General features: G+C 58.9%; 13 protein-coding genes (1 of these 13 running past the window's edge). 8 read left to right on the top strand and 5 right to left on the bottom strand.

Annotated elements, in window-relative coordinates:
• Nucleotides 1–93 precede the first annotated feature (93 nt).
• The 3 genes from IC231_RS02785 (at nucleotide 94) to IC231_RS02795 (ending at nucleotide 5,638) form a co-directional block, all read left to right on the top strand.
• Nucleotides 94–2,709, top strand: coding sequence for a lamin tail domain-containing protein (locus tag IC231_RS02785; RefSeq protein ID WP_190783084.1), 2,616 nt, complete (start codon nucleotides 94–96; stop codon nucleotides 2,707–2,709).
• 59 nt (nucleotides 2,710–2,768) lie between these two features.
• Nucleotides 2,769–4,334 carry a DUF1800 domain-containing protein gene (locus tag IC231_RS02790; protein WP_190783085.1) on the top strand — a complete coding sequence of 522 codons (1,566 nt, stop codon included), beginning with the start codon at nucleotides 2,769–2,771 and terminating at the stop codon, nucleotides 4,332–4,334.
• A gap of 92 nt (nucleotides 4,335–4,426) precedes the next feature.
• The gene (locus IC231_RS02795; RefSeq protein ID WP_190783086.1) at nucleotides 4,427–5,638 is read left to right on the top strand and encodes a DUF1501 domain-containing protein; all 1,212 of its coding nucleotides are present in this window, start codon (nucleotides 4,427–4,429) and stop codon (nucleotides 5,636–5,638) included.
• Between the two features lie 44 nt (nucleotides 5,639–5,682).
• On the opposite strand, the gene IC231_RS02800 is transcribed toward IC231_RS02795, so the two are convergent.
• The 4 genes from IC231_RS02800 to IC231_RS02815 all read right to left on the bottom strand — a co-directional run bounded on the left by IC231_RS02800 (nucleotide 5,683) and on the right by IC231_RS02815 (nucleotide 12,926).
• A complete protein-coding gene (locus tag IC231_RS02800; RefSeq protein WP_190783087.1) occupies nucleotides 5,683–6,528 on the bottom strand; it encodes a transporter in 846 nt (281 codons plus the stop codon).
• A 63-nt stretch (nucleotides 6,529–6,591) separates the two neighbouring features.
• Nucleotides 6,592–8,847: a TonB-dependent receptor gene (locus IC231_RS02805; RefSeq protein WP_190783088.1), complete on the bottom strand. Its 2,256-nt coding sequence runs from the start codon at nucleotides 8,845–8,847 to the stop codon at nucleotides 6,592–6,594.
• A gap of 102 nt (nucleotides 8,848–8,949) precedes the next feature.
• Nucleotides 8,950–10,320 carry an Nramp family divalent metal transporter gene (locus IC231_RS02810; protein WP_190783089.1) on the bottom strand — a complete coding sequence of 457 codons (1,371 nt, stop codon included), beginning with the start codon at nucleotides 10,318–10,320 and terminating at the stop codon, nucleotides 8,950–8,952.
• Between the two features lie 266 nt (nucleotides 10,321–10,586).
• Nucleotides 10,587–12,926: a gliding motility-associated C-terminal domain-containing protein gene (locus IC231_RS02815; protein WP_190783090.1), complete on the bottom strand. Its 2,340-nt coding sequence runs from the start codon at nucleotides 12,924–12,926 to the stop codon at nucleotides 10,587–10,589.
• Nucleotides 12,927–13,463: 537 nt separating this feature from the next.
• Between IC231_RS02815 and IC231_RS02820 the strand changes: the two genes are divergently transcribed.
• Complete coding sequence (locus IC231_RS02820) at nucleotides 13,464–15,899, top strand: fibronectin type III domain-containing protein (protein WP_190783091.1); 2,436 nt, start codon at nucleotides 13,464–13,466, stop codon at nucleotides 15,897–15,899.
• A 78-nt stretch (nucleotides 15,900–15,977) separates the two neighbouring features.
• Here the strand turns inward: IC231_RS02820 and IC231_RS02825 are convergent, their stop codons facing one another.
• A complete protein-coding gene (locus tag IC231_RS02825; RefSeq protein WP_190783092.1) occupies nucleotides 15,978–17,378 on the bottom strand; it encodes a PQQ-dependent sugar dehydrogenase in 1,401 nt (466 codons plus the stop codon).
• Nucleotides 17,379–17,540: 162 nt separating this feature from the next.
• Here IC231_RS02825 and IC231_RS02830 point away from each other — a divergent pair, with 162 nt between their 5' ends.
• The 4 genes from IC231_RS02830 to IC231_RS02845 form a co-directional block, all read left to right on the top strand.
• A complete protein-coding gene (locus tag IC231_RS02830) occupies nucleotides 17,541–18,005 on the top strand; it encodes a GNAT family N-acetyltransferase (RefSeq protein ID WP_190783093.1) in 465 nt (154 codons plus the stop codon).
• Between the two features lie 233 nt (nucleotides 18,006–18,238).
• Nucleotides 18,239–23,065 carry a fibronectin type III domain-containing protein gene (locus tag IC231_RS02835; RefSeq protein WP_190783094.1) on the top strand — a complete coding sequence of 1,609 codons (4,827 nt, stop codon included), beginning with the start codon at nucleotides 18,239–18,241 and terminating at the stop codon, nucleotides 23,063–23,065.
• A gap of 158 nt (nucleotides 23,066–23,223) precedes the next feature.
• Nucleotides 23,224–24,426, top strand: a complete 1,203-nt coding sequence (locus IC231_RS02840; protein ID WP_190783095.1) for a hypothetical protein — start codon at nucleotides 23,224–23,226, stop codon at nucleotides 24,424–24,426.
• Between the two features lie 163 nt (nucleotides 24,427–24,589).
• Nucleotides 24,590–25,489, top strand: the 5' portion of a protein-coding gene (locus IC231_RS02845; protein WP_190783096.1) for a serine hydrolase. The gene runs 420 nt beyond the window's last position; the window shows 900 of its 1,320 coding nt (coding positions 1–900); it begins with the start codon at nucleotides 24,590–24,592; its stop codon lies off the right edge, out of view.

Below are 25,489 nucleotides of genomic sequence, written 5' to 3' on the forward strand. Positions count from 1 at the left end.
AGAATGTTTTCTATATTTCTCTTCGCATTATATAACACTGCGCGACTTGCCTTCGTCTAGGCCGTGCGGACTCATTTGTAGTTGCTTATCTCCGTGAAGAAACTAATGCTGCCGCTACTAGCGGTGTTGCTCCCTTTGGCCGCTACGGCTCAGCTGACCGAAACCTTTGCCGATGGAGAATTTACCCAAAATCCTTCTTGGACCGGCGACGCTACCTCTTTTCAGGTTACGAGCCAGCAACTGCAAAGCGACGGCCCGGCCACTACCGGCACCCAACTTCAACTCGTGACGCCTTGCCAAGCCGCTACAGGTGGCACTGTATGGGAATTCTGGGCCAATCTGCGCCTAGCTACCAGCAGTGGCAACTACGCCGATGTGTGGCTGGTGTCGGAGCAGGCAGATTTGAAAGCCACCGGCAACCGTGGCTATTTCGTGCGCCTCGGCGGCACTCCCGACGAAGTGTCCCTGTTCCGTAAGGACGCCACCGGCAGCCCGGTCTACGTCGTAAATGGGGCCGATGCGACTCTTAGCTCGCTCACCAACAACCTGGTGCGGGTGCGCGTAAGCCGCTCGGCTACTGATGCATGGAACCTGGAGCGCGACCTGACAGGCGGCACTACCTATACCAGCGAAGGCAGCGCCTCTGATGCTACCTACCAGCGCGGGTTTTATTTCGGGGTGTACCTCACGTATTCGGCCGCCAACAACAGGGCGTTCTATTTCGATGATTTTCGGGTGCAGGATTCTGCCGCGCCCCGGCTGCTAAGTGCCGGTGTTGCGGGCGCGCAGCAGCTGGACTTAACTTTCAATGAGCCAGTAGCCACTCCCCAAGTTGCGGCCAACTACCGCCTAACCGCTACCGGCGCGCCGGCCGTTACGGCCGCGCAGCGCGACGCCACCGACCCGGCCCTCGTGCACCTGACGCTGGCCGCCGCGTTGCCGCTCGGGCCGAACACCGTGGAGGCCCGCACCATTTCCGACCTCTACGGAAATACCGCCGCTGGTCCCCTGGCCGCCAGCTTTACCTATACCGGAACGGCAGTAGCACCAACCATCAACCAAGTGCTCATCACCGAAATATTCGCGGACGAAACGCCGGTTGTGGGCTTGCCATCCTCAGAGTATCTGGAAATCCACAACCCGTCGGCTACGGCGGTGCTGGACCTGGCGGGCGTGCGACTCCTGAAACCGGGACAGACCGGCAACCCGGCCGTATTTCCGGCCGGTGCCACGCTGCTGCCCGGCGAATATGCGGTGGTGTGCGGCAGCACTCGGGTGCCACAATTTGCGGCCTATGGCAAAGTATTCGGGCTGAGTAATTTTCCGAGCCTGACCAATGCCGGTGACCAGCTGCTGTTGCGCAGCCGGGACGGCCGGACCTTGTTCGAAATCAGCTACTCCGATACCTGGTACAAGGACAGCCGCAAGAAGGAGGGAGGCTGGAGCCTGGAAATGGTAGACCCTGCCAACCCCTGCGCCGGCATCGAGAACTGGACGGCCAGCACCGATGCCAGCGGCGGCACCCCCGGCCGCGCCAACTCCGTGCGTACCTCCAACCCTGACCGCGCGGCGCCTGTATTGCTGCGCGCGTTGGCTCTGAACCCGACTACTGTGCGGCTGTTTTTTGGGGAGAAGCTCGATAGCCTCGCGGCGGCTAATACGGCCCTTTACGGCCTGAGCCCAGCCGTTGCGGTTACCCGCGCTGCTCCTGAAGCACCCGATTTTCGCACCGTAGACCTAACGCTGGGAACGGCTCTGCAAGCCAACCAGGCGCTGACCGTAACGGTGCAGCGCGCCACCGACTGTGTGGGCAATGCAGCCGGGTCGGCTACTTCCGCCACGTTTGGGCTACCGTCAGCCGCAGCGCCGGGCGACGTGGTTATCAACGAAATTCTGTTTAACCCGCGCACCAATGCCGTGGATTTCGTGGAGCTGCTGAACCGCTCCGGCAAGTACCTGGACGTGCAGAACTGGCAGCTCGGCAACGAAAAGCCCGACGGCAGCGTGGACGCGGAGCAAATCAGTAGCGGCGCCTACGTGCTGGCGCCCGGCCAGCTTGTGCTGCTCACCACCCGCCCCGATATCGTGCAAAGCCAGTACCCGACCAGCTCCGAACCGGCGGCGTTTCTGGCGATGTCCGGATTTCCAATTTTTCCCGATGATGCAGGCGTAGTGGCGGTATTCGACGGCCAGGGCCGCAGTCTGGACCGCTACAGCTACAACAAAGACCAGCACCTGAAGCTGCTGGATGACCTAAACGGCGTGTCGCTGGAGCGTATCCGGGCGGAAGGGCCCAGTACGGCGGCCAATTTCCATTCGGCCGCCAGTAGCGTGGGCTATGCCACGCCGGGCCGCCGCAACTCGCAGCAGCAAGACGCAGCAGGCGGCGCGCAGCAGTTCAGTGTCGAGCCCGAGGTATTCACCCCCGATGAGGATGGCATGCAGGACTTCACCACCCTCAACTATCAGTTGGATGGTACCGGGTATGCGGCCAGCGTCACGGTATACGATGCACAAGGCCGCCTCACACGCCGGCTGGTTCGCAACGAAACACTGGCTACCAGTGGTTTTTTCCAATGGGACGGCCTCACCGACCGGGGCCAGAAAGCGGCCGTCGGCTACTATGTGCTGCTGGTAGAGCTGTTTGGGCCCAACGGCGGCAGTAAGCAGGAGTACAAAAAGACGGTGGTGCTGGGGGCGCGGTTCTGAGGAAGCCTGCGTAGCATGAAGCGAGTTAAACCCGCGGCGCAGAATTGCGTCCAAGCACCATGACGACGACGCAACAGCAACTGCAGCACCTGTACTGGCGCGCCGGGTTCGGACCACGGCCCGAAGACATAGCCGCTGGCCTTTCACCACGCAAAGCCCTGCGCCAATTGCTGCGCGACTCCGAGAAAGTTGAGCTGCTCGATGGCCCAACCATGCGCTATACTGAACCGCTGGCGCAGTTTCGGCTGGTTGCTCCGGCAGCAGGCACGCCACAGTCAAGTATGGTAACTACCCCCGACCAAACGGCTATGACTGTCGGTACGGAACTGCCTGCGCTACCAAGCCGCTCGGCGCTGCCCGCCCAGCCGAAGGGGCGTGCTCAGCCGCCGTTGCTGCGCCGCCAAGACATGAATGCCCAGCAGCGCAAACTGCAGAACCAGAGTATTCGGGATGCTTTTTACGCCATGAATACCGGCTGGATGGAGCGGATGGCTACTTCGCCGGCACAGCTGCGTGAAAAGCTGACGTTCTTCTGGCACGGCCATTTTGCCTGCCGGGTGCGCCGCCCCGATGCCGCTTTGCACCTCAACAACACCATCCGGCAGCTCGCGCTGGGTAAATTTTCTGATCTGCTGCTGGCCGTGAGCAAGGAGCCCGCTATGCTGCAGTTCCTCAACAACCAGCAAAACCGCAAGCAGCGGCCCAACGAGAACTTCGCTCGGGAGGTGATGGAGCTCTTCACGATGGGCCGCGGCAACTACACCGAAACCGACATCAAGGAAGCGGCCCGCGCCTTCACGGGCTGGGGCTACGATGCGCAGGGACACTTTGTGTTTCGGGAAAAACAGCACGACGACGGCAGCAAGACCTTTCTGGGGCGCACCGGAAACTTCACCGGCGAGCAGGTGCTGGGTATTATTCTGGAGCAGCCGCGCACGGCCGAGTACCTCACCACCAAGCTCTACCGGTTCTTCGTAAACGATACGCCCAACCCGGCGCATATTCAGCCGCTGGCCCAGGCGTTTTTTAAGAGCGGCTACGATATCAGCGCTTTGCTGGAGCAGATGTTTACGGCCGACTGGTTCTATGCGCCGGCCCATGTGGGTACCCGCATCAAGTCGCCGGTAGAGCTGCTGGCGGGTATCAAGCGCACTATGGGGCTACAACTCGCGGATGACAAACCGCTCATTGTATTTCAGAAGGCCCTGGGGCAAACGCTATTTGAGCCGCCAAACGTAGCGGGCTGGCCCGGCGGCCGCAACTGGATAGATTCGTCGTCGCTGCTGTCCCGTTTGCAGTTGCCCTCGGTGCTGCTCAAAAATGCCGAGTTTAATGTGGCGCTGAAGCAGGATGAAAACGACATAGCTCCTAACCTGACGCGGGCCGACCGCACCTTTCAGCAGCAGGTGAAAACGACCGTGAAGCTGGGGCCGGTGCAGGCGCTTCTGGCCAAAACACCCTCGGAAAAGCAGGCCGCGCAGCTCAGCGGATTTGTATTGCAGGTCCCGATTCGCTCCGAAAACCTGGCCCTCATTCAGCAGGCTGCCGACAAGGCCCCGGCCGAAGTAAGGTTGCGCGCTATGGTCACGAGCCTGCTCAGTCTGCCAGAATACCAGTTGATGTGATTAAGACAGACCCCGGGATTTAGGCCGCAGAACATCGGATTGTTCCGTGGCCCCACTTTTAAGTGCTGGGCTCTCATTTCTAAGTTCTCTCCATGACTACTTCCCGCCGCGACTTTCTTAAGACTTCAGTGCTGGCCAGCAGCCTGCTCTTCGTGCCTAAATTTCTGCACGCGTTGGACCGGCAAGGCCTTAAAAGCCTGCGCGACGCGCGAGGCCGCCGCTTGGTGGTGGTGCAGCTGGGCGGTGGCAATGATGGGCTGAATACCGTTATTCCGTACCGCAACGACCTGTACTATAAAGCCCGGCCCACGCTCGGCATCAGAGAGCAAAGCGGTATTCTGACGTTGGATAAAGACCTTGGCTTTAACCCAGCCATGAAGCGGCTGAAAGGCCTTTACGACCAAGGGCAGGTAGCTGTACTCAACTCTGTGGGCTACCCCAACCCCGACCGGTCACATTTTCGCTCCATGGACATCTGGCAAAGCGGCTCTGCCTCCGACCAGTACCTGAGCACGGGTTGGCTAGGCCGCTACCTCGACTCTAACTGCCCATCCTGCCAGGTGCCATACAACGGACTGGAAGTGGACGACACCCTAAGTCTGGCCATGAAAGGCGACCTGCGCAAAGGCCTAGCGCTGAAGAATCCGACCAAGTTTCATCAGATAACCCAGAACCGTTTTATTGCGCAGGTGAGCGGCGAAAAGCCTGCTGGAACCGTGTCGGAGCTGGATTATCTGTACAAGACGCTGGCCGAAACCTCGTCTTCAGCCGACTATCTGTACCAGACCAGCAAGGTCTACAAATCGGCGGTAACGTACCCAAACACGGAATTTGGCCGCAACCTGAAAACCACCGCCGAGCTGATTAATTCCGGTATTGAGTCGCGCGTGTTTTATGTCTCGCTCACCGGCTTCGATACGCACGTGCGCCAGCAGGAGCAGCAGGGCAAGCTACTCGGTGATTTATCGGAAGGCCTGGGCTCCTTTGCCGAAGACCTGCAGAAAGCAGGCAACTTCGATGATACGCTGGTGCTGGTGTTTTCGGAGTTCGGGCGCCGCGTAAGCCAGAATGCCAGCAACGGCACCGACCACGGTACCGCCAACAATGTGCTGCTTGTGGGCGGCGGGCTGCAGCAGAAAGGCGTCCTCAACAACGCGCCCGATTTGCAGAACCTGCTCGATGGAGACCTACGCCACCAACTCGACTTCCGCAGCCTCTATGCCACCCTCCTGCACGACTGGCTGGAAGCCGACGACCAAGCTATTCTGGGCAGCCGGTTTGAGCGCCTGAAAGGACTTGTTTGATTATAAGTTCGGCTGATAGCTAGTGGAGTTGCTTTTAAGCTGAATCAACGTTCTATTACAAGTCCCACGTAATACTCTCGTTCTGCACTGCTACTGATAGCGAAACGTCGGCCAAAATCCAGTTGCACCCGCTCACTTACATGAAATATAGGGCCCGTGCTGATTGCCGAATTCCATTGATGGGTTTTCAGGTTTTTGCTGGTTGAGAATTCTGCAAATGCGGCCAGCCAGTCGTTGAAGCCGTGGTCAACGGCAACGGATGGGGCCAGTTCTACGGCATGTTGCTTGGCGTCCCGGTCGTAGCTTAAAAAAGAGGCCGCCTGGGCACTGATATGCCATTCATGCTGAAAATTGTAGGTTGCCGGCACCAGTATTCCGTATTCGTAGCCGCCTGTTCCTTGGCTCCCTCCGGTGGGCAAACGCACAAAGCCGATGGCAGCCACTACCAATGCGTCAGCTTCGTCGTCGTCGCCAATAAAATTGTGCTTCATGCGCAGGGCCACGTCGCCGAAGCCGGCACTCCGCTCCATTGGCTCTCCCGGTTCCCACTGCTTTTCCACGGTGTAGGGGTCCACGAACACCTGCACTTCGGTATGGTCGGTGAGGCCGGCCCGGATGGCAAAGGCATTCAGACGCATCACGCGTGAACGGGGTTCTTGGCTGGGTTTGCTGGTAATAAGGCGCACAAGGTCGGTTTCCAGTTGCATGCGCCCCCGCCCCACGGTGTTGGGACTCTCCGTTACGCCAGGACGGTCGGCGTTGAGTGGCCGCAATTGCCGTTTTGGTCCCTGTTCCACATCGGCCGGACGGGTTTGGCTGGCCCGTTTGAGCGTGTCAGGAGCGGTGGGCGAACTGGCCAAGCTCAAAGCCAATGTTAGGGTAAGCAGCATACGAGCGGGAAATGCGCTGCCTACGCAGTGCAGGCAGGTGTTGTTGAGTTCAGGCAGAAATACCTATAAACTATAGCGCACCCCCAGAAACGTACGCCGGCCCTGCAGCGGCGCAAAGTTATAGCTGGTATCGAAAGTATAGCCGTTGGGGTTGTTCTGGCTCACGGCTTTATCGAACGGGTCGAAGGGGCGTAGCAGCGCGTGGCGAGGCAGGAAGTCAAGCAGGTTTTTCACCCCACCGTACAGTTCCAGGCCTGGCCCCAGCCGTTTAGTGGCCTGCAGATTCTGCAGCGAAAACCACGGCGAGCGGCTGGCACGGAAGTCGTTGGGCTGTACCGGCAACTGCATCGGTCCGCTCACCTGTCCGGTATAGTCTACCGTCAGGCCCAGTTGCGTGAAAGTGTAGCTGGCGGTATAGGTGCCCGAGAATACTGGCGCATGGAATTGTGCTACCCGCCGCAGGGCCTCACCTTCGGCAAGTCGTTCGCGCCTGAAAACATCCATTATGGTAACGCCCGCAATCAGCTTCAGAGGCCGCGAAAAGGCGAAATCAGTGTTCAGTGAAATGCCCCGCGAAATAGCGTAGCCGTCGAGGTTGCGGTAGATAATCTGGTTGGGGTCGGTGTCGTAGTCGGGGCTGATTTTGTTGGTGAAATAAGTATAGAACAGGCTGCCATCGAAGGTGAGCGTGCCACCCGCTCTGGTCGTGACAAAGCGCGTGTAGTTTATGTTGGCATTCCAGCTGCGTTCCGGCCGCAGCGCTTCTGGCACTACCACCTGGCGGGCTCCGGTGAGGGCAGCGTGGTCTTCCGTAAAGAGGTTTACTACCCGGTAGCCATTGCCGATACCTACCCGAAATACGCGGCTGCCGTCCACCGTGCCCCATTTGTAGTTGAGGCGCGGTGTCAGGATGTTGCCGTGCCGCGGATTGTAGTCGTAGCGCAGCCCGGCCAGCAGGGTAGCATCGGGCGTGAGCCGGAACTCGTCCTGCACAAACACGCCCGGCAGGTTAATCAGGTCGGGTTGATTGTGCTGCTCACTACCGGTGGCCGGTGTATTATCATCGTACCAGGTAGAGCGGAAAGCCGCGCCCAGCAGCAGGTTGTGGCGAATATTTGGGTTTTTAGCCCAGGTCAGCTGACTGAAGCCCACCCGTTGCGTTGCGTTGTAGCGCGTGGTGCCATAGGCTGAGTTTTGGCGGTGCTGGTTAAACGAGCCACTTAGCATTAGTTTCTGGCTCGCCACCGGCAACTGGTACTGGCCCAGCAGCTCGTAGCGGCTGGTATACACACTCTCACCATACACACTGTCGCCGCCTCGAAACTCGGGCCGCCAGCCCAATTGGCCCCCAAACCGGTCCTCGTAATAGTAGCGGCCGGCTAGGCTGGCCGCACGCTGCTCGGGCCGCTGCCAGCTCCATTTGTTAAACACCGATACCCGGTGTTGTGTGGGCACATCCGTAAAACCGTCACGGTTCACGTCGCGGCGCTGGTTGTAGCCATATAGATTGGTGCTGAGCAGGGTAGAGGCGGTGCCTACTTTTGCGGCCGTGCCCAGATCCAGATTTAGGTCGCGGTGTGAGGTGCCGAAGATATCGGCCGAAAAGCGCGGGGCTTTGGCTGGGTTCTTTGTAATAACGTTGATCAGGCCACCCACTGCCTCTGAGCCATACAGCGTCGAGGCGGGACCTTTTACCACTTCCACTCGCTCCACTAGGCTACTCGGAATGCCGCTCAACCCATACACCGTGCTTAGCGAGCTGACGATGGGCATTCCGTCAATCAGCACCATCGTGTAGGGGCCTTCCAGCCCGTTGATGTGAATGTCGCCGGTGCCGCACACGTTGCAGTTGAGCTGGGGGCGCACGCCATTCACCATCGTCAGGTTCTCGAAAAGACAGGGGCTGGGGTTCTTCTGAAAATAACGCGGCGTATACAGCTCCACGGCTATTGGCGACTCGCTCTTGAGGACTTCGCCCAGAGTGCCGCTCACTACCACTTCGCCCAGCGCACTGCTGGCGGGCGCCACCGCAATGGCTACCGTGGTGGCTTTTCCTGCCGAAACCGTCACGGAGCGTTCCATCGGCTGAAATCCTACGGCCGTAGCAACCAGCCTGTAGCTGCCAGGCGTCAGCTTGGGCAAACTAAAAGCACCATGCTCATCGGCAGTAGTGCCCGTGCTGGTACCCTTCACCCCAATGCTGGCAAACGGTACTGCTTTGCCCTCAGCCCGGACTGTGCCCCGTATGCTTCCCGGTTGGCTCCACCCTTCGGAGGCAGTGCTCCAGATCAGCAGGAGCGTAAGTAAAAGCTGTTTCATGGCCTGCATATTTAGGCTGTGCTATGACTATTTTTTAGATTAGTCTAAAATCGTTGTTGCAAAAAAACGCAGCACTAGCAAGCCACTGCGTTTCTCAGGAGACTATCCGAAAAATGTCTCGTACAGCAAGTACACGTTCAGCACGATAATAATGCCGGACACTATCCAGGCCAGCACCTGCACCCACGGCCGGTTCACGAATACGCCCATTTTGGCTTTGCTACTGGTAAAAAGCACCAGCGGCACCACCGCAAAGCTCAGCTGAAAGGACAGGATGACCTGGCTGAGCACCAGTAGCTCTCCAGTGCCTTTCTCGCCGTAAATCAGCGTCACGATAAGTGCTGGCACCACCGCAATAGCCCGGGTGATAAGGCGCCGCAGCCAGGGGCGCAGTTTCAGATCCAGAAAACCTTCCATCACAATCTGCCCGGCCAGGGTGCCGGTCAGCGTGGAGTTCTGGCCCGACGCCAGGAGCGCCACCGCAAACACAGCGCTGGCTGCGCCGGCACCCAGCACTGGGGCCAGTAGCTTGTGCGCGTCGCTGATGTCGGCTACGTTGTGCAGGCCGTTGCGGTGGAATGCCGCTGCGGCTGTAATAAGAATAGCCGCATTCACGAAAAACGCGAGGAAAAGCGCGACGGTCGAGTCGATGGTGGCAAACTTGATGGCCATGCGTTTGCCGGGCTCTGTCTGCTCGATGGCGCGCGTCTGCACGATGCTCGAATGCAGGTACAGGTTGTGGGGCATTACCGTAGCGCCCAGAATCCCGATGGCAATGTAGAGCATCTTGGGGTTGGTTACGACTTGCGGCTGCGGCACCAGGCCACCGAGAATGCCGAAGTAGTCGGGGTTCGATACGATGATTTCGTACAGGAAGCACCCAAAAATCACGACTGTTAAGCCGGCAACAATGCTTTCTATCACGCGGAAACCGCGGCTCTGAAACAGCAACACTACCAGCACATCCAGAATGGTAAGCACTACGCCCCACGGCAGGGGTAGGCCAAACAGCAGGTTCAGGGCAATGGCCGAGCCGATGACTTCTGCCAGGTCGCAGGCGGCAATGGCAATTTCACACAGAAACCAGAGCACCATCGAAACCGGCTTGGAGAAATGGTCCCGGCAAGCCTGCGCCAGGTCGCGCCCGGTTACGATACCCAATTTGGCTGCCAGATGCTGCAGCAGCATGGCAAACAGGTTGGATATCAGGATGACCGAAAGCAGCGTGTAGCCAAACTGCGACCCACCGGCAATGTCGGTGGCCCAGTTGCCGGGGTCCATGTAACCCACGGCTACCATCAGGCCCGGGCCCCAGAAAGCCCTCATCTTACGCCAGAACGAGGCGTCGGTAGAGGGTACTTTGATACTGGCATGAACTTCACTCAGCGAAACAGAAGTGCGGACGCGCCGCCAGCCTGCGTCGGCAGGGGCTACTGCTGGCTGGGTAGGAGGCGGTTGTAGTGCTGGGGTCATGGGGGCGTGCAACGGAACAGGTAGGCAAATATACTTTTTAGACTTGTCTAAAAATATTTTTAAGGCAACATAAATACCTTGATCAGGGCGAAAAGGTTTGCTCAGAACGGCGAAATGTGACCTGCTGTGCTCAGGCAGTCTTTCTCTACCGCAATAATTGCCAACCGACCAATGGCGGCAGCCCTGGAATGCAGCGAACCAGCGGACGGCGCACAAAAAAGGCCCCGCGAGATTCGCGGGGCCTTTGTAAGAAAGCGGGGTGTAGACTAGCGGGCCAGTTCTACCCAGCCTTTCGTGGTTTTGCCGCTCTTATCGGTTAGCAGGTAGTAGTAAACGCCGGCAGGCTGCTCACCACCATCCCAGTTGTTCTGGTAGTTGGCGTACTCCTTAATCAGGCGGCCCCAACGGTTGAAGATCTGCACTTTGCTGCCGGTTTCTTCAGTCGTCAGTACGAACACATCATTTTTGCCGTCTTTGTTAGGCGTGAATACGTTCGGGATAACCAGATTTGGAACTTTAACCTCCTGCGTTTTCAGGCTTGGCGTGCATTCAGTAGAACCAGCCCGGTTCGAGAGGCGCAGCGTGAATACATACGTGCCACCTTCACGCAATGTCAGGTCGCGAGGCGTAAAGCGGTTCGAGAACACCTGCGCAGTTTCCGTTACAGGGTTGCCGTTGGCGTCAGCAGTGCGCTGGTAGGTCCAGCGGGAAGTAACGGAAGCCGTATCGGCCGGCGAAGGATTGTTGCCTTTCGAGGTATTCACGAAGGAGAAGATACGCGGCGGCACACTCTCCTTGCTGCTGATACCATCCAGATTGAAGCCAGGGCGGCCAGTGGCCGTGAAATTAGCCGTTACCGGAGGCGCAACGCGCACCAGAATAGAGGTGGTATCTACGCAGGTAGGCACCGGGGACTGACGGAAGTCCGTGGCATTGATCCGCACATAGTAGCGCGTGGTCTGAGTCGGGCGTACCGTAACGTTTTGCTTGTTCTGGTCGGCAGTAGCCAGACCGTTGGCCGCGCTCCACTGGTAGGTGTAGGTGGCTAACTTGCCTGTGACACTTGGAGTATTGATGTTTACCAACACAGAGTCAGGACGGGTAGGAGTGGCCGTCAGGTTAACGGGAGTACCGGCGCATACGAACGGCTGGGCCGTTGCTGCCACTACTTTGGCTGGGTTACGCTGTTTCACCGACAGCACGATGATACGGGTCTGCTGACCGATGATTGGGCAGCCGTTGTCGCGGATCTGTACCGGAATGCGGAACGTCTGGTTTGTGAACAGTACGTCGGGCTGGATATCGAATATGCCAATCGGGTTGCGTGTACCCTGGCCAATTACCCGGAACGTTCCTACGTCCGTTGGCAGGTACGTAGGCTGACCAGGTACGCCTGGGTCGAGGGGAGGGAACGTTACCGTCAGCAAGTCAGCAGGATTCGGGTCGGTGAAACGAACCAGAACACGAGTGTAGTTGCAGGTCGAAGCTTCAATGAAAGTCGAGTCGACGGAGTTAACGATGGAAACACCGGAGTTGGTGTTGTTGCCGGTAGCAACAGGAGCGCCTGGAATAGCATTCGAGCAGTCGATAACTACCACCAGAATGTCGCGGCGTACCGAACCGATAAGCGTACGCACACCGTTGATAACCCGGTATTCCGACACTTTACCTACTACTACATACTTATTCTGCGCCTGCTGCGCCGTGGTAGTGCCCGGAGTGTAGAGGTAGGGAGTGAACGTGAAGCTACCGTTGCTAGCGTTAAAGCGGAAATCAGGAACAGCCGTTTTTGCTGGGCAGTTGCCAGTTACTGAGAAAGAAGCAATAGGGAACGTGGGGCTGTAGGAGCCCAGAGCAGTAGGCAGAATAGCCACGCAAGGCTGACCGTTTTCGGGCGGCAACACAATTACACCACCAGTTCCGGCACCTATTGAATTATAGGTGTTGGGGTTGTTGCAGCTCACCAGTGGGCGGTCTAGCGAGTACACCAATTCATCACCATCAATATCAGTAGCCGTAAAGTTGAGGGTGGTTTGCTGCTTCCAGCATACGAATGGTACCGGAACGTTCAGCAGGTCAAACTGGGCCGAGTTGTTCTGAATGGTCTGGCCGTTCGCCAAGTTGTTCAGCGTAGCCTCGTAGTAGATGTTGGTGTTGCCATTGATGTTGGCCAGATCCGGGCGGGCGTTGTCTTCCACGCTAATGCGCCACTCAGCGGCAGGGTTCAGCGTCACCACAGTGTCGTAGCGGCCGGTTTCGTAGTTCGTAGGGAGACCGGCGTCGCAGGGGCTGGTGCCGCCGGGAGCAGTAGCGCAGTACGGAGAACCGATAGTGGAGCCACCTTTTAGAGGCACTGTATAAGTCTGCACCAGCGGGCCTGTGGTAGCACAGCCGGTTGGCCGGCAAACAAACCGGGCAGTGGTGTAAAGGTCAGCACCGCTGCAATCCCGGAATACGCGCAGGATAAGGCGGTAACGGTTGTTGCCTAAGGATTCGTAGGTCAGCTGTCCCCCCTGAAAGTGGGAAGCTTCGGCGGAGTGCATCCCGAAAAAAGTCAAACACAACGCCGTGACCAGCAGGTAGGTGGCACGTAACAGTTTTTGCATGGGTGAATTGTTAGTGAGGAAAAGAAACAAAACAGGGTGGAGGAAAAACGCAGCGGTAAGATAAACACATTTTCCTCCAATGACCATACACTCTACAGTCATTTAGAAAAATAAGGCACAAGAATCATGCCTTTAATATGATTCAAACGAGGAGATTTATAACATAATTATGGTATTTATTGCAGAAGTAATACTCTAAAAACTAAACTCGACAATAGATGAGTAGCTGGCAGTAATGTGAAATGTCAGTGACCTGCTGCTTTTCCCACAGAAGTTCTAAAGGAACATCGGGTTTTGGCTATAGAGTGGCTGCCTCCTATGGCTGAGAAGAGAGAAGTTTTGATGAATAAATAGGAGTTAGGTTATGTAATAGGCGGTTTTTTCTATTTATTACAGCTTCATACCGCCCAGATACATTTCTTTTTCACCCAACCATTCAAACACTTAGCAAGCATGCAGAAACTTTTACAGACTAAAGTTCGGGCTCGCACCTATTGGGGTAGAGCTTTGGCTACCGTAGCTGGTTTAGGGCTGGCAATGAGTACAGCACAGGCCCAGGTAGATACCTACCAGTTTGCCGCTTCCCAGGGTACGTTCACTCCGCTGCCAGCTACAGCTACGGTAGTAGCAGCGGTGCAGGACGACGATGCCATATCGGGCGCTGTTCCCATCGGCTTTTCGTTTGCTTTTGATGGCGTGCCCTACACCAACGTGTACGCCAGCTCCAACGGCTTTCTCTCGTTCAACAGTGCCGCCTCCAGCAGCCTGACCAACGACCTGGACGCTGCTGCTGCCGCTATTCGCCCGCTGGTAGCGCCCCTCTGGGACGACCTGGCCGGTGAAGGAGCCGGTAGTGCCGCTAAGTACCAGACGACGGGCACTGCCCCAAACCGCGTGTTCACCTTCGAGTGGCTGAGCTGGGAATGGAACTACAGTGCTACTGCGCCAGTCGTCTCGTTTCAGGTGAAGCTCTACGAAACCACCAACCGCGTCGAGTTTGTGTACCGCCCCGAAAATGGCACGCCTAACTCGGCCTCGGCTTCCATCGGCATATCGGGAACCTCAACACCTGTTGACTTCCTCTCGCTGAACAATACCAGCGCCTCGCCTACGGCCAGCTCTACGGTAGAAACCACGTCGATTGCCACGGTTCCTGCCTCTGGCCAAGTGTATGCCTTTACGCCGCCTCCGGCTACCGGCTGCCCAACGCCACGCAACCTGACGGTAACTTCTACTACGGCTAACTCCGCTGTTGTAAGCTGGACCGTGACGGGTGGTAGTGGCACGTTCTCTATCAACTACGGTCCCACAGGCTTCACACCGGGTACTGGCGGGCAGACTATTACCAGCGCGACTAACTCGGTAACCATTCCGGGCCTGACGGCCAGCACGGAATACCAGTTCTACGTGACGCAGATCTGCTCGGGCAGCACTTCGGGCCGCTCCAACGCAGGCTCGTTCCGGACGGACTGCGTGACGCCGCTGTATGCGTCGGTTCCGTTCAATGAGACGTTCGAAAGCACCTGGCTCAGCCGCTGCAACACGCGCGACGTGCCCGGCAACAACTGGCGCAACACGCCCCTGACCGGCAACAACTCCTGGCGCCGCGAGGATGATGGCGCCGCTGCCAACTGGACCGCTGCCACCAGCTACCTGTACTCGCCAACCGGCGCGCAGGGCAGCGCCCACTCGGCCCGTTTCCACAGCGGCTATTCCAGCGCCGGCTTGATCGGGACGATGGATTTGTATGTGAACATGACGGGTGCGGGCAACCGGGAGCTGAGCTTCGACTACATCAACACCACCGGCTCGGACTCGCTGACGGTGCAGATTTCCACGGACGGCGGCCTGACCTTCGGGCCCCAGCTGTTGCGTTTTGGCCTGGCTACGGCCTGGCAGCCAAAGACGCTGGCCTTGAACACGACCTCGGCCACGACGGTTATCCGCTTCCGGGCCCGCGCTGACTTCGGTTCGACCGACATTGGTCTGGACAACGTGTCGATTTCGGCGTGTGCGCGGGTGAGCAACCTGGCCGTGAGCAACATCACGGGCACCAGCGCCACGGTTACCTTCACCCCCATCACGGGTGTGAGCAACTACACGGTCGTGGCCACGCCGGCCACGGGTCCGGCCGTGACGGTAACCGGCACGGGCTCGCCGGTGAACCTGACGGGCTTGCAGGGGCTGACGCAGTACACGGTGAGTGTGGTCAGCAGCTGCGCCGTGGGCCAGACGTCGGTGCCGGTGACGGCCAGTTTCACCACCCTGATTCCGCCCACTGTCAACGATGAGCCCTGCAACGCTACCGCGCTGACTCCTGGCAGCGCACCGCTGGCTTCTTCCAACCTGGGTGCTACCGCAACGGTTGCCAATGGCTACTCCAACCCTGGCTGCTCTACGGCCGCCAATCCGAAGGATGTCTGGTTCCGGTTTGTTGCTCCTGCCTCTTCCACTACTCTGTCGGTGCAGGTGGCCGGCAACCCGGCCGGCCAGGTCCGGTTGTTCTCGGCAGCCAGCTGCAACGGCCCATTCACGCAGATTGCCTGCCAGGGCAGCACGGGCTCCAACATCGCGGCCGGCCAACTGCCCTTGCCCGCTCTGACAGCCGGTACTACTTACTACATTTCCGTATCGGGCTTTGGCTCGAGCGATACGCAGGGACCGTTCACCATTGGAATTGCCAATATCCTCTCTACGGGGGTAGGGCAGCTGCCACAGGGCGAGGTTAGCGTATATCCTAACCCCAGCCATGACGGGACGCTGACGCTGAGCCTGCGCGGAATCAACACGACCAGCTCGGTGAAAGCAGAAATGCTGAATGCCCTGGGCCAGCGCGTGATGACTCAGCAAGTGCCAGTACGCGGTGGCTCCGTAGACCAGGCGCTGCCGGTGCAGGGCCTGGCTAAAGGCTTCTACACCCTGCGCCTGCAGGTCGGCGAGAGCACCATCACCCGCAAGGTGGTCCTCGACTAGTATGACCCTGCATACCCTAAATAAAAAAGAGCGACGCCCAGCGTCGCTCTTTTTTTTGTGCAGGCCGGCGGAAACCGCTTATTCTACTATCAGCTGGCGCGTAAGCTGGGTGTTGCCCATCTGGGTCTGCAGCATGTAAAGCCCTGGCACCAACTGACGAATATCCAGAGTCGCTTCTTTGCGGCCGGCCATGGCTACGGTCTGAACAACCCGGCCCAGCGCATCGTGTATCGTGAGTGGGCTGCTGGCAGGTTCCGGCAACCGGACTGAAACGGAACCCGCCGTCGGATTGGGCCACAGGGCTAGGGCGTCAGACTGGCGGCTGCGTACGGAATTGGGAGTGTAGGCGCGGTTTTCGAGCACAAGAATCCGGTCATCGGTAGCGGCGGGTGCTCCCCGGCCGTCGCGGTTGCTGGTCCCGATATAGACGCGCCCCTGCGGTGAAACGCAAATAGCGCGCATGCGGCCGTAGGTGCCGGTCCAGATATTGGCCTGGCTGGTTACTTGGTCGCCGGCAGTGTTGAGCTGCAAATTTGTGAGGGTGCCGGCCTTTAGGCTGACCATGAGCAGCGAGTTGCTCCATTGCGGAATGGCTGGATTGCTATAGGCTGTAATGCCGGCTACCGCCAGGGTAGGGGTGTAGGCAACCAGGGGCTCACGCACATTGTTGGCGGTACAGAAGGTTTGCTCGGCTGGCAGGTTGCAGAAGCCTTCCACGTTCGGCCAGCCATAGTTGCGGCCGGGTTCAATCAGGTTCACTTCGTCGTCGTTGTTGGGCCCGTGCTCTGAGCTGTAGAGGCGGCCTGTTGCTGCCCGGACCAGGCCCTGCGGATTGCGGTGGCCCAGCGTGTAGACCGGGCTGCCGGGAGTCGGGTTGTTGGCCGGTATCGTACCATCGAGGTTTAGCCGCAGAATTTTGCCATTGAGCGAAGCAATGTTCTGCGCTTCGGGCTGCAGCTGCGCGTCACCGGTCGTCATCAGCAGCGTTTGGTCGGGCAGAATGAGCAGGCGGGAGCCACTGTGCGTGGTGGTAGCGGGCAGGTTGCCGAGCAGCACCAGCGGACTGGAGAGCGTGCCCGCCGTGGCCGAATACGTGTAGCGCACCAGCTTTTCCTTCAGCGCACCATTCTCGGTGTAGTTGTACACGATGTACACATAAGGGTTGAGGCTGAAATCGGGGTGCAGAGTCATGCCCAGTAAGCCACTTTCGCCGGTTTCGGTGACGTCGGCTACGGTAAGCAGCGGCAGTACCTGCCCGGTGGTGGCATTCACGCGGCTGATGCGGCCGCCGCGCTCCGTCATCCACAAAAAGCCGTCGGGGCCCCACAGAATTTCCCAGGGTGTATCGAGCCCTGTGCTGAGCGCCGAAAGCGTGAGGGTAGTGGTGCCCACTGTGTAGGTGGCCAGCGCCGGGTTCTGCTGGGCACAGGCCGGCGCTGCCATACCCGCCAGCAGTAGTAGAGTAGCAATGCGTTTCATAGAGAAAAGAGTTGATGGTGAAAGGAATACATTTGTAATACTAGGAATAAATAATATTGGTTTTTGGGACCGTACTCTGTACCTGTTCCCGTGTAGATTTGCTGAGCCCCTGGCTGCGACGCAGTGCCGGCTCATCTTTTCCTCCTGCTTTACCTGCTTCCTATGCCGATTCCCGATTCGTGGCACCCTGCCGGCTTTACAATCAGCACCGACCCTGCCCGGCTTGATATAGCTGCTATCCATCAGTACCTGGCAGAGGAATCGTATTGGGCGAAGAGCATGCCGCTGCCGCTGCTGAAAAAGGCTATTGCCAACTCGCTGTGCTTCGGACTGTATGACCCGGATGGGCAGCAGGCCGGTTTCGCACGCGTCGTGACGGACTATGCTACGTTTGCTTGGCTCTGCGACGTGTTTGTGCTGCCCGCGCATCGTGGGCAGGGCCTTTCCAAGTGGCTGATGCAGGTAGTGTGGGCCCGGCCCGAGTTGCAGGGGCTGCGCCGCCGGATGCTGGCTACTCTGGATGCCCACGGCCTCTACACGCAGTTCGGGTTTGCTCCGCTGGCTGCGCCGGACCGGTTTCTGGAAATCCGGCTGCCCAACCCCTACGGCGCCGAAACGGCTAACTGAGCCGGCCGCTGATGGGAAACAGGAATGGCAATAAGACAATAAAAAATAAACAAAAGCTAACGGTCTGCCCGGGGTATATTTAGCCCGGATTAAAGTCGGGCTGGCTTCCGGCAGTGTTCTTTTTTCATTTTCCACCCTTCATTATTTCTATGCACGCACGTTTACTCACGCGTCAGACACTCGGTAGGCCGGGCACTGGCTGTTGGCTGTGGTCGTTATTACTATGGCTGTGCTTGGCATCCGGTGTTCAGGCCCAGACCGTTACCGTTGGTTCCACAACGGTGCCGGTGGGCGCACCCGCAACCAGTTCTTACCTGTATGGGCCCATCTATCGTTCGGCCAATGACGCAGGCTCTCTCTTCAACTACTCCCGCTACGGCCACCTTTACACGCCAGCCGAACTGGGACTGCCGGCCGGCGCTACCATCACGGCGCTGGCTTGGCTGAAATCGGATGCCGGGACCGTAACGGGCACCAACACCTTCACCGTATTACTGGAAAACACGGGCCTTGCTGGCTTGGGTACCTCCCAAATGTGGAGCACACTGTCGGCTACGGCATCTCCGGTATATAGCTCAACTACTCAGCAGGTGACCGGGGTAGCCGGCGACTATTTCAGCGTAACGCTAACGCAGCCCTTCGTTTATACGGGGGGCAATCTACTGGTGCTCACCGATTGGGAAAAGCAGGGTTCAGCTTCGGCTCCCGTCAATTTCGTAACCAATCCCGCCGTCGGGTTCGGCTTGGGCTTTGCCAGCAACTTAGCCCTGACGGGCGCTACTAGCCTGACCAACGCTTCGTATGGCGACCGGCGGCCTACGCTACGCGTTACCTACATTCCCGGCAGCCCTTGTGCGGCCCCGCCTACCGCCGGCACAGCGCAGGCTTCTGCTACCTCGCCTTGTGCCGGCACCACCGTCGCGCTGTCGTTGCAGGGGGCTTCGTACGGCACCGGTATGGACTACCAATGGCAGGAATCAGCCAACGGCAGCGCATATACCGACATTGCGGGCGCTACCAACCCCACCTACACAACCGCGGCCCTCACGGCCTCGCGCTACTACCGGGCCCGCCTCACGTGCAGCGGCCAATCGGCTACCTCGGCACCCGTGCAGGTGGTCGTGAACGTGCCTACCTACGCTGCGCTGCCCCTGGCGCAGAGCTTCGAAAGTGCTTGGACCGATGTGTGTGCTATGCGTGATGCACCTGCAGCCAGCTGGCGCACCAATCCGGCATCGGGCAACAATGCGTGGCGCCGCGACGATGACGGTATTTCCGCTGCCTGGACTAGCCCGACGGTTGGCATCTATACACCTACCGGCAGCCAGGGCAACCGCTCCGCGCGCTTCCACAGCTACTATGCCGGCACAGGTGGCGTCGGCAACCTTGATCTGTATGTGAACCTGAGTGCCCCCGGCAACAAGGTGCTGACGTTTGATTACATCAACACTGCCGGCAATGACTCCCTGAAAATTCTGGTATCGACGGACGGCGGAGCCACGTTTGGCGCTCCGGTGTTGCGGCTGGGCACGAGCGGTACGGCGGCTCAAGGCTTCGTGCCGCAAAGTGTCAGCCTCACCTCCACTTCGGCTAGTACGGTTGTTCGTTTCCAGGGCAAGGTAACCACGACCTTCACAACCGATATTGGTGTCGATAACGTGGCGCTGGACGTGCTGAGCGGTATTCCGAACTGCGCTGCCAACTTTGTGCCGGCTAACAATGCCACCAGCGTAGCGCGTACGCCTACTATCACGTGGGCTAGCGGTGGGGGCGTAGCTACCAGCTACGACGTGTATTTTGGCACCACCGCTACTCCCGCTTTCGTCGGCAACCAAACCACCACGTCGTATGCGCCTGGCGCACTGCAGGCCAATACCGACTACTACTACCAGATAGTGCCGCGCAATGCCAACGGCCCGGCCACAGGTTGCGCCGTAGTGAAGTTTACCACGACTTCGACCTTCACGTACTGCAACACCAATCTGGGAGCCTACTGTGGAGCCGGCAACGCCAACATTACGGCCGTTACCATCTCTACGCTGAGCAACCTGAACTCCGGGTGCAACACCACCAACGGTAGCGGCTATACTTCCTACCCGGCCTCGGGCACTACCACCACCACATTGCTCCGGGGGCTGACCTACCAGCTGGGCGTCACGGCACCGGAGGCGGGTATTATCTCGGCCTGGCTTGATTTCAACCAAAACGGCACGTTTGAGGCATCGGAATGGACGCAGGTCACGACCAGCAGCATTGCCGGCCAGCCCGCTACTGTGGCCATTACGGTGCCGCTGACAGCGCCCCTGGGCCAGACGGGCCTGCGCATCCGTAGCCGACTTATCGGCAACGTGAACGGTGCCGGCGATGCCTGCGTCAATTTCGGCTCGGGCGAAACCGAAGACTACATTGTCACCATCGGGGCGGCTCCAAGCTGCGCTCCGCCCACGGCCCTGAATGCCGGCAACATCACCACAACCGGCGCCACCCTGAGCTTCGTGCCGGGTGCGGCTGGCGTTGGCTTCTCGGTGATTTATGGCGCGCCGGGCTTCAACCCAGCTACGGCCGGCACCACGCTGACCACTACCGGCACATCGGTAAACGTAACGGGCCTGGCGCCCAATACGGCGTATCAGTTCTACGTAGTGAAAAACTGCGGCAACGGCGACGTAAGCCAGGCCGCGGGCCCGTTTAGCTTCACTACCGCCTGCCTGCCGCCCACCTACGCCACACTGCCGGTTCTGGAAAGCTTCGAGAATACCTGGGCCAGCGGCTGCAGCACCAACGACATTCCAACCACCAGCTGGCGCAATGACCCGGCCACTGGCAATACCTCCTGGCGCCGCGACGATGATGGCGCTTCGGCCGGCTGGACCAGCCCGACGGTTGGCGTGTATACGCCCGCAGCCAGCCAAGGCAACCGCTCCGCGCGCTTCCATAGCTACTATGCCGGCGCCAATTCCGTGGGCACCCTCGACCTGTTCGTCAATTTGAGTGCTGCTGGATCCAAACGTCTGTTGTTTGACTACATCAACACTGCCGGCAACGACTCGCTGTTTGTCTTTGTGTCAAATGATGGGGGCAATACGTTCGGGGCGGCCGTGGCTAAGCTGGGCATTAGTGGAACGGTTGCCCAAGGATTCCAGGCCCAGAATATTACGCTGGCGGGCACTTCGGCTACTACTGTCATTCGGTTCCGCGCCAAAGTAAACACTGCTTTCACCTCCGACCTCGGCATCGATAATGTGCGGGTGGAATCGTTGAATGGCTGTCTGGCGCCGGTAGGTCTGGCGGTAGTAGGCACTACGGCCACCTCGGCCAGCGTATCGTGGGTCAGCGCCGGTACCGGCACCTATACCGTCTTCTACGGTCCAACGGGCTTCACGCCGGGAGGCGCGGGCAGTCAGCAACTCACGGGCATCACAGGTACCAGCGCTACTATTCCGGGCCTGACGGCCAGCACGGAATACCAGTTTTATGTGCGGCAGGACTGCGGCGGTACTGCTTCTTCCGGTACTGTTGGCCCCATCACGTTCCGGACGGACTGCGTGACGCCGCTGTATGCGTCGGTCCCGTTCAACGAAACGTTCGAAAGCACCTGGCTCAGCCGCTGCAACACGCGCGACGTACCCGGCAACAACTGGCGCAACACGCCCCTGACCGGCAACAACTCCTGGCGCCGCGAAGATGACGGCGTTGCTGCCAACTGGACCAGCCCGACGGTTGGAACCTATACCCCAGCCGGCGCGCAGGGCAGCGCCCACTCGGCCCGTTTTCATACCTACTATGTTACCAGTGGCCAGGTTGGCACGATGGATTTGTATGTGAACATGACGGGTGCGGGCAACCGGGAGCTGAGCTTCGACTACATCAACACCACCGGCTCGGACTCGCTGACCGTGCAGATTTCCACGGACGGCGGTCTGACCTTCGGCCCCCAGCTGCTGCGCCTAGGTGTAGCAGCCACTTTCCAACCCAAAACTCTGACGCTGAATAGCAGTTCGGCCACGACCGTCATCCGCTTCCGTGCGCGTTCCGATTACGGCACCACCGACATCGGTCTGGACAACGTGTCGATTTCGGCGTGTGCGCGGGTGAGCAACCTGGCCGTGAGCAACATCACGGGCACCAGCGCCACGGTTACCTTCACCCCCATCACGGGTGTGAGCAACTACACGGTCGTGGCCACGCCGGCCACGGGTCCGGCCGTGACGGTAACCGGCACGGGCTCGCCGGTGAACCTGACGGGCTTGCAGGGGCTGACGCAGTACACGGTGAGCGTGGTCAGCAGCTGCGCCGTGGGCCAGACGTCGGTGCCGGTGACGGCCAGTTTCACCACCCTGATTCCGCCCACTGTCAACGATGAGCCCTGCAACGCCAGTGCCTTGCCATTGGGCACGGGGGCTTACGGCGCGGTTGTCTCCGGCAATAGTCTGGGCGCCACCTTCACTATTCCCAACGGCTATTCTGCTATTGGCTGCGTGCTGGCCAGCTCTCCCAAGGACGTATGGTTTGAATTTACGACTCCGGCTGGCTCCGCGACGCCGGTAAGTATTGTCGTGAGTGGCGGTCCGGCCGGTCAGGTGCGGGTATTCTCGGCAGCCAGTTGCAACGGTCCGTTCACGCAGATTGCCTGCCAGGGAGCTGCTGCCACAAACACTGCCGCTGGTGGTCTGGTGGTAAGCAACCTGTCGGCGGCTACTCGCTACTTCGTGGCTGTATCGGCTTTCGGCTCCAACGATCCGCAGGGACCCTTTACCATTCAGGCGGGCACTGGTGTGCTGTCCAGCAAAAAAGAGTTGCCGGGCGGCGAGGTCAGCGTGTACCCCAACCCCAGCCATACCGGCTCGCTCACCCTCGACATTCGCGGGGCCGGGAGCAGCACCAGTGGCCAGGCAGTACTCATCAATTCGCTCGGCCAGACCGTACTTGCCCAGTCAGTAGCCGTGCGCGCTGGCACAGTAAAGCAGTCGTTCGACGTGATGCATCTGGCTAAGGGCCTCTACACGCTGCGCGTACAGGTTGCGGGTCACACCATCACCCGCAAAGTAGTGCTCGACTAATACCGGTGCCACATACTATCTACCCGAAAAAGGGGAGGAGTTTTCCTCCCCTTTTTCTATGCTCTCCCGTGCTGTTTCTGCTGCCGCTGGCCCACGTTGAAGCGCGGACTGCTAATATTGCCTGCGCTTTCAGTTCTCATATTCCCCTGTTGCTTTCCATGAAGCTTACTTTCCATCGGTTTGTTCTGCCGGCCGCGCTGCTGGTACTGGCTGCCTGCTCTGAGCAGAAGAAAACTCAAACCGAACAGGCTGCTCCGCCCGCAGCCACCCGGACCGACACGGCAGCTACTCCTTTGCCGCCAGCCCGGCCTGATACTGCCTATGCTCACGATGTAGCTGTCTACCTGGCGGGCCGGCAGGTAAGCCAGCGCAGCGCTTTGCGCCGTCTCACCGCGCTACCCGCCTGGCAAGCCTTTGCCACCGACGCGGAAAAAAGCTGGACCAGCTACCATACCACCCGCACCAACAAAATAGAGCAGTGGGCTGCTACCGAGCTGGATTCGGTGCGGGCTGCCAGCGCCACGGTGTTCTACCCGTTCAGTGGCCCCGATCTGCTGAATGTGGTGACCATGTTTCCGGATAGCAAAACCTACGTGCTGGTAGGGCTGGAGCCGGTTGGGTCGGTGCCAGGCCGCGCTACCCTCGAAAACCCCAAGCTGTTTCCAGCCCTGAAAGCTTCGCTTTGGTCGGTGCTCAACTTTAGCTTCTTCCGCACCAACGACATGGCCATCGACCTTAAATCGTTGGAGCTGGATGGGGCCTTGCCTCTGATGATGCTGTTCGCCTCCCGCACTGGTCATCAGATTCAGGACATTCGGTATGTGCAGCTCAATACCGCCGGCCAGCTCACCGCCGCCGACAGCGCCATCATCCGCAAGCCCGGCCCCAAAGTCATTCCCGGCGTCGAAATGACTATGCTCAGCAAAACAGGGGAGGAGCAAAAGGCCTATTACTTCTCCGCTGACATCAGCGACTGGAAGATGGGCACCAACAAGGATGCCGTGCTGCAGTACGCTAAAAGCCTCGGGCCTTTCACTACGTATATAAAGTCGGCCACCTACCTGATGCACAAAGCGTATTTCAGCAAAGTCCGCAACCTCATCCTGGAGCAGAGCAACTACATTCTACAGGACGACTCCGGCATTGCCATGAAGTATTTCCGCCCCGCCGACTGGCATCTGACGTACTATGGCACCTACAAACGGCCTATCAACCTTTTCGCTAACCGCTACCAGCCCGAGCTGACCAAAGCCTACGCCGACACCACCAACCGGCCGCGCCCTCTGCCGTTCGGTACCGGCTACAACTGGCGTCAGAACGACTCCAATCTACTGCTGGCCCGTCGTCAGCAGGCACTTTAGCTTCTTCCCGGTTTTGCGCACTACTCTATATAGTATATAGTGTGCCTCAAAAGCCACAGCCTTTGGTTGTGGCTTTTTTGCTGCCCGCAGAGGGGGTAATATCGGAAATGACTCCGGTTGGCTGCTTTTTGCGTTTAAGCAGCCGGACTCCATATAATTCCTGATGCGCTCCTGTCATTATCATTTTCTGCTGGCACTTGTTCCCGCGCTGCTTGTCGCAGCCGGGCTTTCCGCGCTGCCGGGTGGGGGCTCTGCAACCCGGCAGTTGCATCTCACGGCTCAGGCCCTACCAGATAGCCCGCTGCTCGATAGTTTGCTCCGTGCCGATGCCGGCCTCACACCGGTCATAGCCCGTGCTTCCGACTACGAGCTGCAGATCATTTACACTCAGATCAACCGCGACGCCCGGAACCAGCCGCATTTTGTTCAGCATAGCTTTCATCTTGATGCCCGGCAGTATTTCAATCCGGCCAGCTTGGTGAAGCTGCCAACTGCCGCACTGGCGCTGGAAAAGCTCAACCTCCTGAAGCAGCCCGGCCTCAACCGGCGCAGCCCGATGGCAACCCGCACGGCCTTCCGGTGCCAGACCGCCGCCCCTTACAATCCGGCTGCAGATTCCGACCGTGTCAATACAGTTGGCAACTACATCAAGCGTATGCTGCTCGTCAGTGATAATGCAGCCTACAATCGTTTGTACGAATTCCTCGGCCAGCGTCCCCTCAACGAGCGACTCGCGCAGCTAGGCTATCCACAGGCGCGCATCGTTCGCCGTTTTGCGCCCTGCGACACCGTTGCCAATCGGCATACCAACCCTATTGACTTCTACAGTTCCAACACGAAGCAGCTTATCTACCAGCAAAAGGCCGCTTTCAATACTGTGGCATTCAATTACCCGTTGGGCCAGGTTCTCAAAGGCAAGGCCTACCAGGCTGGCGGCCGTATTATTCAGAAGCCGTATGATTTCACTACGGCCAATTACCTCCCCCTGCAAAACGCAACCGATATTCTGAAGGCCATCATCTTCCCTGAAGCCGCGCCAGCCAAGCAGCAGTTTCAGCTCACT

The organism is Hymenobacter duratus (assembly GCF_014698995.1).
In the GTDB taxonomy this organism is placed as follows: Bacteria; Bacteroidota; Bacteroidia; order Cytophagales; family Hymenobacteraceae; genus Hymenobacter; species Hymenobacter duratus.